The following is an 8996-nucleotide window of genomic DNA, read 5'->3' on the forward strand; positions in this document are numbered from 1 at the left end:
GTACAGCAAACTGGAGCGCCGGGGGCAACCCCGGCGTTTTATTTTCTACAATTTTCCCACTATTCGGGCTTTGCGTTCTGCTGGGGATTTAGGCATCAGTCTTCATCCTCTTCCGGCTCTTCCAATGCGTCACGGAAAGCCACTGCGATAACCTTCCCGCCAAACACCTCCATGTGCGCATGTACCGGCGGCTCTTTCCCTTCTTCGAACTCAACGACGAAAGTCATGGTAGACATCACTTCACCTCCTGCGGGGCGGCTGCGAGCAGTCTGCGCCAGGCGTCTACAGAGTCTTCTGCGCCATAGTCGATAATTGAATCGAACTCGTCGAGAATCTCCTTCGTCGGCTCCTTCGGTGCCATCACGTAACCATCCTGAATTACCGGATAGTTGCCGGTCAGCGATTCCTGCAATCGCTCAAGTTCGACGTATTCCTGCACACTCCATCCGCCATCTTTGAAGTTTGCCGCCTCCACTGGGTCAAATGTGAAAGTTGTTTCGCTGCCTGTTGGCGAGGTAATGGCATAGAGGTCAGCAACCTGTTTAAACTGCGTTTCCGGCAACTTGTAAGCCGTCGTTACAGGTTCAAATTGTTTGGTATCCTCACTGGTGAGGGTACCAGACTGGAGCATGGCGGCGCGGAAGGCGTTCCAGCCTGTTGCCATACCAAACATCTCCATGAAAACTGATTTATTCTCCCATTCGTCAATGGTAGGGATTTTCATTTCCTCCGGCACTACCGGCTCTGGCTGCGCGTGGCGGTAAAGCGGGATAATTTCCGTTAACGCCGACTCCCAGCCAAAATGGTCCGCTTGAGCCTCAACAACGGAGCGAGTAATGCCGATCGCTTCGTCGTACACCTCTCCGTGATAAATCGCCAACCACGCTACCGGCTCGCTGTCCATTGCGGCCAGCGCTATCTTGAAAGCAGCCAGCTCTAATCCGCTATTTGTGTCAATTCCGAACGGAATTTCATCGCGTACAGATTCCAGTTCGGCGATAGTCTGCTGTAGCCATTCTTTGGTTAACTGGTTATTGGTCATTGCTTTGCTCTCCTGCGGCGTTTGGCGTTTCGGCGTTCTGCGGCCTTCCCGGTATGGCGATTTGAAACCGGATAACCCTGCGGACTAAGTGCTTCTCTCAATCCTTTCCATTCCACGTAAGCAGTCCCTATGTAGCCAAGAGCAATTGCTATTGCCATTGATGATTTACGTATCACTCAGCCTCCCACTTGATGCCAACGGCGGTAAGTTCTGAGCCGACATCATCCAGCGCCTTGTTGTACCACTCAGCAGCGCCACCACCGACGCGACCGCCGTTGTACATAAACCAGCCGTCAGCATCGTTACGCTCAATTTTTGGCGGCAGCTTCACGGTGACGGTGCGGGACTCCAACGACGACAAAAGCGCTTTAATTTCTCCTTGCTGAAATGCAATCGTCTCCTGCGCCTTCTCCAGCGCCTCTACCAGCGCGAGGATGTTGGCAGGGTTGGCCAGAGCGATGAATTCAGCGTCACGCTTCTCTGAGGTGTTAGCTACGTGAGGTTTATTGCCCTGCTCCATTGGATTGGCGATATTGGTAATGCTGTTAAATAGCACGCTTGACCGCATCCATTGGCCAGGAGTCGCTTTCTCTGCTGCCGCTTTCAGGCTCTGCTCCAGTTCGGTGATATTGGTCACGCTGCACGCTCCTGTTTAAACCTACGGACGGTAAGAACCGGGCATTTAGTTACGCCGTTTTCTTGCACCCACTTAAGCAGAGGAAATCGCCAGGAATCGAAATTAAGGCCTGCAACATGGTCGTCCTGAAAGCACCGCTTACCGACAACCCAAACCTTCTCGAAACGTCTTTCAATGCGAACAGCTGAACGCCAGCCGAACAATGAACCAGCATCGAGTGCCGCCTGTTTAGTCGTAAAAGTAGGAACTGAGGAGCAAATTTCATCGACACGAACGCTAAGAAAATGATTATCAGTAAAGCTGAGTGACTTGCTCATTTGTCGGCCCCCTCGCGCAGCGAATCAGCCAACCATTGCAGATTCATAATCTGAACGCCGATATTGCTGAATTTGTTCTCAAGGTGTGCAATGCCCTTTTCAATTCCGCGCGCCTCAGCTTCGGCTACGATGCGATCGGTGGCGGGGGTTTCAGGCTCACCCCATCCGTTATCAGTAAACCAATTGTCCAGTGGTTCAAGCGCACCATTCAGATGCCAGCCTGCAACCTCAAATCCCTGACCGTAAAGCTCATTGTTAATTTCAGAAACAATGACTTTCAGCGCCAAGTTCTCCGCCGCCAACTGCTTCACCCAGTCCTGCAGGTCTACGCCAGCCGGGCAGCCTGAAAGCTCGCGGCATTTATCGATAGTTAACAGTGCTGCTGTGAGTTCGTTATTCATGCCTGCGCTCTCCCGTAGACCGCTAAAATTCGTTTCATAACCGGGCTCTGCCGGCACTCGTTGAAAATCTGATTGGTGCAACTGCGTGCCGTTCCTTCCTGCTCTTCAGGTGAAGCCATCCGATATGTAACCGTTCGCCAGACCTTGCTTAAACGAACAAGCTTATTGGCCCGCTCAAGCTCAATGGCATTCTTCGTGATGCAGTTGATCGTCATTCCGCACTCAGTAGCCACATCCTTCGCAGTGAAGGTACGGTGCGTTTCGAGATAACGCAGAATTGCCTGTTTACCTTTCATCAGCACCACCTGTTTTCGATTAATACCTGTCCGTTGCGGATGAGTTTGGCCTTATCTCTCTCGCCAATCAGGAATGGCATTGGTTCGCGCTGGAAGCCTGAGCGGATGTTTTGCGCGTCATCCATGCCGATCATCACCGTTTCACACTTGCTAACACCGGTAATCAGGTAAGAGCGGTAGCGTTTTTCGAACTCGCGAGCCCGGAATGGCATTTCTTCTTCGCTCATTCCAGCAAACTCAATCCACCCTCCCATGTCGGCGATGACTGCGTGAATGGTCGGGTCGTCAAACACAACACTGTTGCGGCGGCCGTAACTGCAAATTGCCTTGTAGGCCTTCGACCAGGCCATCAGCGCCTTCCCGTCTTTGTTCCCTTCGATGTGACGCAGGAGATCGGCTGGCTTAGGGAAAAACTGACCGTTGTCGGTGTCTCGGGTATGCCCCTGAAAAGAGCGCATCACGTCTTCAACCGGGTATGGCTTAAGGGCATTCCAGTAGATGCCAATCATCACTTCGGAGATATCCTTGCCGTAAATCTCCCCGATCGCCGCCATGGACTGGGCGAACTTTGGTTTTTCAGAATCGTTCATCAGAAAAGCTCTCCTGAATCAGTGCCGCCAGCCCAGCGCTGGAGGGTTTCGAGGTTGCGTGCAGTGGTTGCCGAGTACTGGCCTTGTGCGACCGCCATAGCGTGCTCATCTCCCGCCAGGTCGCGCAGTCTTTCGACCTGTGCGGCGTCACGCAGAATGGTTTCTACGCCGTCATATCGTTTCTTGGAGGGGTTCTTGCCCATCAGCCAGGGATCACCTTTGGCGCCAGATATTGCCCGGCAGAGTTCATCTGCGGTGAAACCTTCAGCAAGTCTGGCCTTGATGCGCTTGCGTCGTTTGTCATCCAGTTTTGCAGACTGGTGGTGGTGTTCTGTTTGCCAGTGTGTGAAAACCCTCCTGACAGGATCGGTTTTCGGTTCGTCCTGAACAGCTTCATCAAAAACTGGTTTATCACACTCGTCCCCCGTGGGGACTATAGGGGTAAGATCTGTCTTTAAAGTTGTCTTTAAATAATGTCTTTTGTGTGTCTCTAACTCAGAGACTTCATTTGTCGCTAACTTGGAGACACTCTTTGTCTCTGGCTTAGAGACAAGATTACTAACTTGGAGACACTTGCTGAATTTCCACTCAGAAACCGCCTTGTTTACGCCAATTTTATTGCCTTCAACAATCAGGCAATTCATTGAAAGCAATTCCCTTTTTGCTTTGTTTACGTTCTGCCTGGATAAACCTGTCAGCTGAGCAATTTGCTCATCAGCAATGCGATCTGCTTTTTTGTTGAAACCGTATGTTTTCCGGATGTATGCCAGCATCAGTTTTAGCTGACGAGCAGTTAAATCAGCACTTGCTATGTGCTCCAGAAGTTCGTTAGCAATCCGTGTATAGCCGTCGTCAATATCTGCCACGCGCGGCTCCTTAAGTGCCACGTCAGGCACAGGAAAATTGATTACTTCGGCGGTGTTTGCCATAATTGCTCCTGTGAATTGATCCAGTTAATTCCACCTGAAAGCCGTTGGTGTTGCAGCACCGCGGCTTTCGCCATTTCTGTAGTTCTCACATAACCCCCAGCATCGATGTCACCATCGTCATCAGTGGGCCTACCTGCTCCGGCATGAGGCGAAACAGCGAAGCTATACCCTCGCTTACCTCCTTCAGTTTCTGATGCTCAGGCGCGTTAAGAAGCACTGCCTGCTTGGCCTCAGCACACTCTTTCATTGCCGAAGCTATCAACGACATAGTGTCGTTCTGCGGCGCCAGCTTGGTGCGGAATTCGAGCGGTAATACGGCCATGATTGCTGGTGTCAGGTGGCGAACGTTCTCGCGGTACTGATCCGAATCAAACCGGTTATCGAGAAAGCGAAAGAGTTTCTGCCTGGCACGGCTGATATCGTCAGGAAAGCTGATTGAATCGCCGCCCTGCTCCCGGTACTCGTTGATAATCAGAGCTGATACCACGTCCTGATTGTCGATAGCCGACGCCCAGGCTCTTACTGCATCTCGGATCAGGTCATGATCGTGATCCTGTTTTGTTTGAGCGCGATTTATCATCGCTGCCGGAACGAATCCGGTATTGTGTTGATACGTAAGTGATTGCATTTGCATTCCCTTAGTTAAATAGTTTCCAAATGGCTGATAATTCAGCCGTTAGATTTAATTTCCTGATTGTTAAAGAGCGTTTAAATCTGGAACACTAAGCTACTGACTTCTCGGCATTCGGGAACAATGTCGGCAAGTCAGGGCGAATCTGGTGAGCCTTGATTGCCCCTCCAGTGGCGCTAACAATGCTGCCAACGTGCTCAGGGGAAACCTTCGCTTTGTTATGCAGCCACTTGTAAACGGCCTGCTGAGAAACTTCGCAGGCATCGCCCAGTTTTTTCTGAGAACCGACAATACTGATTGCGGTTTTAATTACTGGGTTCATAACAACCTCCGTAGTGAATATGAAAGAAGAATAAAACTATGGTTGTATTTAGTCAACAACCATTTTCGTTTGATGGAATAAAACCACGGTTGTACATTTGAACTATGAAAACGACACTCGCAGAACGACTCAAAGAAGCGCGCTCTAAACGAGGCCTTACTCAAAAGGCTCTCGGGGAGTTAGTTGGGGTAAGCCAAGCGGCTATACAGAAGATTGAAACTGGCAAAGCAAATCAAACGACCAAGCTGGTAGAGATCGCCAACGCTCTAGGGGTTCAACCAGAATGGCTAAGTTCCGGTGAAGGTGTGATGAATACCGTCGGAGAAAACGCAGCCAAGGTTCAATCCAGAAATTCAGCTTCAGACACTTTCAGGGTTGACGTTCTTGATCTCACAGTAAGTGCAGGCCCTGGCATAATTAACAATGAGTTCATTGAAGTTCTGCGTTCAGTCGAGTACTCAGAATCTGATGCTCGCCAGATGTTTAATGGACGCAAAGCTGATCAAATCAGAATAATTAACGTCCGTGGCGATAGCATGAGCGGGACTATCGAGCCTGGAGATCTTCTTTTCGTCGATATCAGCGTTCAGCGCTTCGATGGGGATGGGATTTATGCATTCCTCTACGATGAGACAGCTCACGTTAAGCGCCTTCAAATGATGAAGGATAAGCTTATTGTGATATCGGATAACAAAACCTATGTACCGTGGGAACCCATCGAAAAAGACGAGATGAATCGTGTTTTTGTGTTCGGCAAAGTTATTGGCAGCATGCCGCAAACATACAGAAAGCATGGGTAGATCCTGTTTATTTGGACTGTTAAGTGTTCTAGTAACTCCGTAGAAATGCAGAGGAAGCATGTCTGACTTGGTTATCCCCATACTGATTACTTTACTGATTATCGGGTTGGTTGGGATCGTGCTAAGGCTGGATAAGGTTTTCTTCAAGCGGAAGGATGAGCGGGATGACTTTGATTGACCAAGCATGATAAGCCCCCGCTTTGCAGAGAGTTGAGAACGTCGCTATACACGCACTGCCCGGCCAACGCGCCGGGTTTTTATTCTCCTACTTCCCTTTCCGCACCATCTCTGCGGCGTCGCGCAGCAACCCCTTGTGAATGACATTGCCTACAGCCTTACGCTTTCTCTCCAGAAATCCGACAATGTTCTCTTTGTTGATCTCAATGCCATTATAAATCAGCTCGAATACTACACACCCAACCTCTCCAGCCATGAAGGCCATACGGTCATCTGCAAGTTCATCTCGTTCCATTCCCATCCCCTAATGATGTTTTTTTGAGCATACCACACCAACATAAAAAATAAATTCCGTTTACCTACAACCACATAAAACCAAAACAACCACATTAACAACTATTGTTGTTGACGATAAAACAACTATGGTTTTTAATAAGTCCATCGAAACGAAACATCGATGCGGCCACCAGAGTTAAGCCGCGGCGGACAGCAAGTCGCCTGCTTTTTAACAACATGCAAAGTCGGAACAGCACTCGGTAATCCTGTTTAGACCCCAACGCAAATGTGCGGCGTAGCACCGGGCGCGATCCGGTCGGTGTGAGGCTACCCCCTCGCGAGAGCGATAAAGGCGTGAGAACGGGAAACACGGACGGGATGAGAGGTGCGAAGCGCAAACAGATTTATTCCAGTCCATTCGAAATTGAGTGGGCTGGGCTGAATTAAGCATTTCTCCCGCATTAGCAGGTAGCGACAGAGGGTTTTATGGCAGACGACGATTATACGATGGGCGAGTTTTGGCGAGACATGAAGCCAGAACTTAAAGAGCGGCGCAGGAAAGCGCGCAACTCGGCACATGAAGGGATGAAGGCATTCTTTCAGCGTAATGGAGTTGAGTTCGAAGAGGGAGAAAATACCCTCATATTTCGCACACCGCAAGGCAGTGTTGCTTACTACCCGCCAAGCAAGCGGATGCAGCATAAAACTAAATGGCGAACATGCAGCCCTACGGCTTGCATGAATTACGTCAACAAACTCAGAGCCGCCTAACAAGCGGCTTTTTTCATACCCAAACGGGTTCAAAGAGCCTGTTTCGTTATGACAACCGGCGGCCATCCACCGCCAGAGATTAAGCGCAGAAGTCTTTCTTGTTCCGCTGGCCGGCGATAAGGCAACGAGGGTGATATGAATCACGATGAATTTGATGATGGTCGTTGCGGTATGTCGCGCCGGTGCTGGCGAAACCTGACCCGCATCTGCATTGGCTTGATAGCCATATACCTGCTGATTGCCTTGTTTGTGATGGAGGTCTTCCATGATTAGTCAGCACTACGGTACCCAGACCGTTAACCGCGGCGCCGTTCAGCCTGGCATGCTGGTTAAGCATCGCGATGGCACCTGGACGGCATCAGCTCACAAGCGCGGCAAGTTGTACCTTCACCGCGGCTGCGAACGTACCTACACCAAAGCCCTGCTTATCGAGATCTACCTCGATGGACGAGGAAACGGATTAAGCAACTAACCAACCAATTCAACCGATCTGCCTGGCAACAAGCGGGCAGGATTCGTACACCAAAAATTCAGGAGAAGCCATGAGCGAAGTAACGGATTTAGTAGTCATTGAGAAACAGAACGCAATGGCGGTATTCACCACCAAAGAGCAACTCGACCCGATTATTGAGGCGATCGAAAAGGAAGCTCGCAGCCTTGTCCCGGATGTGTCGACTCGTAAAGGCCGCGACGCTATCGCATCCATGGCACATAAGGTGGCCCGTTCAAAAACATATATCGACAACGCCGGGAAAGACCTGGTCGCTGAGCTTAAAGCCTTACCGAAGCAGATCGACGAAAGCCGACGGATTGTTCGTGAGCGACTTGACGCGCTTAAAGATGAGGTGCGCCGCCCGCTCACCGAGTGGGAAGCCGAGCAGGAGCGCATTAAGGCCGAAGAAGCCATGAACACGCTGCATGCCGAAGCGCTGGTGATGAACGAGAACATCGATCTGCAGCGCGCGATCCAGTACGAAGCAGACCACGAAATGGCACTGTTGATGAATGACAAGTTTGACCATGACCGTGAAGAGCAGCTCCGCCTGGCGGAACAGGCCCGACGAGAACACGAAGAACGAATTAAGCGCGAAGCAGCTGAACAGGCCAAGCGTGACGCCGAAGCGAAGCACAAAGCGGAGATTGAAGCCGCAGCGCGTCGCGAAGCTGAAGAGAAAGCACGTGCAGAGCTGGCTGAGCGTCAGCGCATCGAAGCGGAACAGCGTGCGGCACGTGAGAAGTTGGAAGCCGAAGCGCGGGCTGAGCGTGAAAAAGCCGCGGCCGTCGAAGCCGAGCGCCTTAAAGCAAAACAGGCAGAAGAAGCTCGCCTGGCTGAAGAAAAGCGCAAAGCCGAAGAGCAGGCGAAAAGAGAGGCTGACGTTAAACACCGTAAGACTGTCGGCACCAATATTGTCAACGCGTTAACCAGTCATACCAGCATCACCCGCGAGCAGGCTATCGAAGTGCTTACGGCATTGAAAGATAACCTGATCCCCTGCGCGACAATTCATTACTGAGGTTCAAATGAACGCATTTCTCACATACGACCGCATTGAAGAACGTCGCTGGGTTGAGCAGCAGCTTTCCGAGGACAAAGAAAAGTGGATTGACGACCGGACGAAAGAACTGATCGCCATGTTCCCGTCCAAGCCTCTGCAAATGAGCAGCCTTTTTCTTCCAAAGGAGGCTCAGCTAGCCCTTATCGGTGATAAGGCTGAAGAAGCCTATAACGATTACATCTCTGTCTGCGCCTATGCCCGCGCTGAAGAGGAATGGGGGCGACTAACCTCCTGTCCCTTCTGAAATGACT

16 protein-coding genes are annotated in these 8996 nt (G+C 50.8%); 4 read left to right on the forward strand and 12 right to left on the reverse strand.

Going from position 1 to position 8996, the window contains the following annotated elements; translation table 11 throughout:
* Positions 1–95: 95 nt before the first annotated feature.
* From ABLV66_RS14875 to ABLV66_RS14920, 10 genes are all read right to left on the reverse strand, one after another.
* A complete protein-coding gene (locus tag ABLV66_RS14875) occupies positions 96–236 on the reverse strand; it encodes a hypothetical protein (RefSeq protein ID WP_348877115.1) in 141 nt (46 codons plus the stop codon).
* Positions 236–1042 (reverse strand): hypothetical protein, encoded by an 807-nt coding sequence (locus ABLV66_RS14880; RefSeq protein WP_348877116.1) that lies wholly within the window; start codon positions 1040–1042, stop codon positions 236–238. Before ABLV66_RS14880 ends, ABLV66_RS14875 begins: the two co-directional genes overlap by 1 nt.
* Before the next feature lie 172 nt (positions 1043–1214).
* The gene (locus ABLV66_RS14885; RefSeq protein ID WP_348877117.1) at positions 1215–1679 is read right to left on the reverse strand and encodes an ead/Ea22-like family protein; all 465 of its coding nucleotides are present in this window, start codon (positions 1677–1679) and stop codon (positions 1215–1217) included.
* Entirely contained in the window at positions 1676–1996 is a 321-nt protein-coding gene (locus ABLV66_RS14890) for a hypothetical protein (protein WP_101704066.1), read from the reverse strand. Before ABLV66_RS14890 ends, ABLV66_RS14885 begins: the two co-directional genes overlap by 4 nt.
* A complete protein-coding gene (locus tag ABLV66_RS14895; RefSeq protein ID WP_348877118.1) occupies positions 1993–2397 on the reverse strand; it encodes a hypothetical protein in 405 nt (134 codons plus the stop codon). The genes ABLV66_RS14890 and ABLV66_RS14895 overlap by 4 nt, the downstream gene beginning before the upstream one ends.
* Entirely contained in the window at positions 2394–2693 is a 300-nt protein-coding gene (locus ABLV66_RS14900) for a protein ren (protein WP_193129491.1), read from the reverse strand. The genes ABLV66_RS14895 and ABLV66_RS14900 overlap by 4 nt, the downstream gene beginning before the upstream one ends.
* Positions 2693–3283, reverse strand: coding sequence for a DUF6475 domain-containing protein (locus ABLV66_RS14905; protein WP_348877119.1), 591 nt, complete (start codon positions 3281–3283; stop codon positions 2693–2695). Before ABLV66_RS14905 ends, ABLV66_RS14900 begins: the two co-directional genes overlap by 1 nt.
* Positions 3283–4212: a replication protein gene (locus ABLV66_RS14910; RefSeq protein ID WP_348877120.1), complete on the reverse strand. Its 930-nt coding sequence runs from the start codon at positions 4210–4212 to the stop codon at positions 3283–3285. The genes ABLV66_RS14905 and ABLV66_RS14910 overlap by 1 nt, the downstream gene beginning before the upstream one ends.
* Positions 4213–4297: 85 nt before the next feature.
* Entirely contained in the window at positions 4298–4840 is a 543-nt protein-coding gene (locus tag ABLV66_RS14915) for a toxin YdaT domain-containing protein (protein ID WP_348877121.1), read from the reverse strand.
* Positions 4841–4934: 94 nt separating this feature from the next.
* Positions 4935–5165 (reverse strand): transcriptional regulator, encoded by a 231-nt coding sequence (locus ABLV66_RS14920; protein ID WP_015705720.1) that lies wholly within the window; start codon positions 5163–5165, stop codon positions 4935–4937.
* Positions 5166–5269: 104 nt separating this feature from the next.
* On the opposite strand from ABLV66_RS14920, the gene relB reads away from it, so the two are divergent.
* Positions 5270–5965 carry a type II toxin-antitoxin system RelB family anti-toxin gene (relB, locus tag ABLV66_RS14925; RefSeq protein ID WP_463135301.1) on the forward strand — a complete coding sequence of 232 codons (696 nt, stop codon included), beginning with the start codon at positions 5270–5272 and terminating at the stop codon, positions 5963–5965.
* A 265-nt stretch (positions 5966–6230) separates the two neighbouring features.
* Here the strand turns inward: relB and ABLV66_RS14930 are convergent, their stop codons facing one another.
* Complete coding sequence (locus ABLV66_RS14930; protein ID WP_348877122.1) at positions 6231–6437, reverse strand: hypothetical protein; 207 nt, start codon at positions 6435–6437, stop codon at positions 6231–6233.
* 308 nt (positions 6438–6745) lie between these two features.
* Positions 6746–7456: a hypothetical protein gene (locus ABLV66_RS14935; RefSeq protein ID WP_348877123.1), complete on the reverse strand. Its 711-nt coding sequence runs from the start codon at positions 7454–7456 to the stop codon at positions 6746–6748.
* Between ABLV66_RS14935 and ABLV66_RS14940 the strand changes: the two genes are divergently transcribed.
* From ABLV66_RS14940 to gamL, 3 genes are all read left to right on the forward strand, one after another.
* Positions 7455–7661: a phage encoded cell division inhibitor protein gene (locus ABLV66_RS14940; RefSeq protein WP_015705909.1), complete on the forward strand. Its 207-nt coding sequence runs from the start codon at positions 7455–7457 to the stop codon at positions 7659–7661. The genes ABLV66_RS14935 and ABLV66_RS14940 overlap by 2 nt on opposite strands.
* Positions 7662–7731: 70 nt before the next feature.
* Entirely contained in the window at positions 7732–8703 is a 972-nt protein-coding gene (locus tag ABLV66_RS14945) for a hypothetical protein (RefSeq protein ID WP_348877124.1), read from the forward strand.
* 7 nt (positions 8704–8710) lie between these two features.
* Entirely contained in the window at positions 8711–8989 is a 279-nt protein-coding gene (gene gamL / locus ABLV66_RS14950; protein WP_348877125.1) for a host nuclease inhibitor GamL, read from the forward strand.
* Positions 8990–8996 lie beyond the last annotated feature (7 nt).

The organism is Klebsiella sp. CN_Kp073 (assembly GCF_040065495.2).
Classification (GTDB): domain Bacteria; phylum Pseudomonadota; class Gammaproteobacteria; order Enterobacterales; family Enterobacteriaceae; genus Klebsiella; species Klebsiella aerogenes.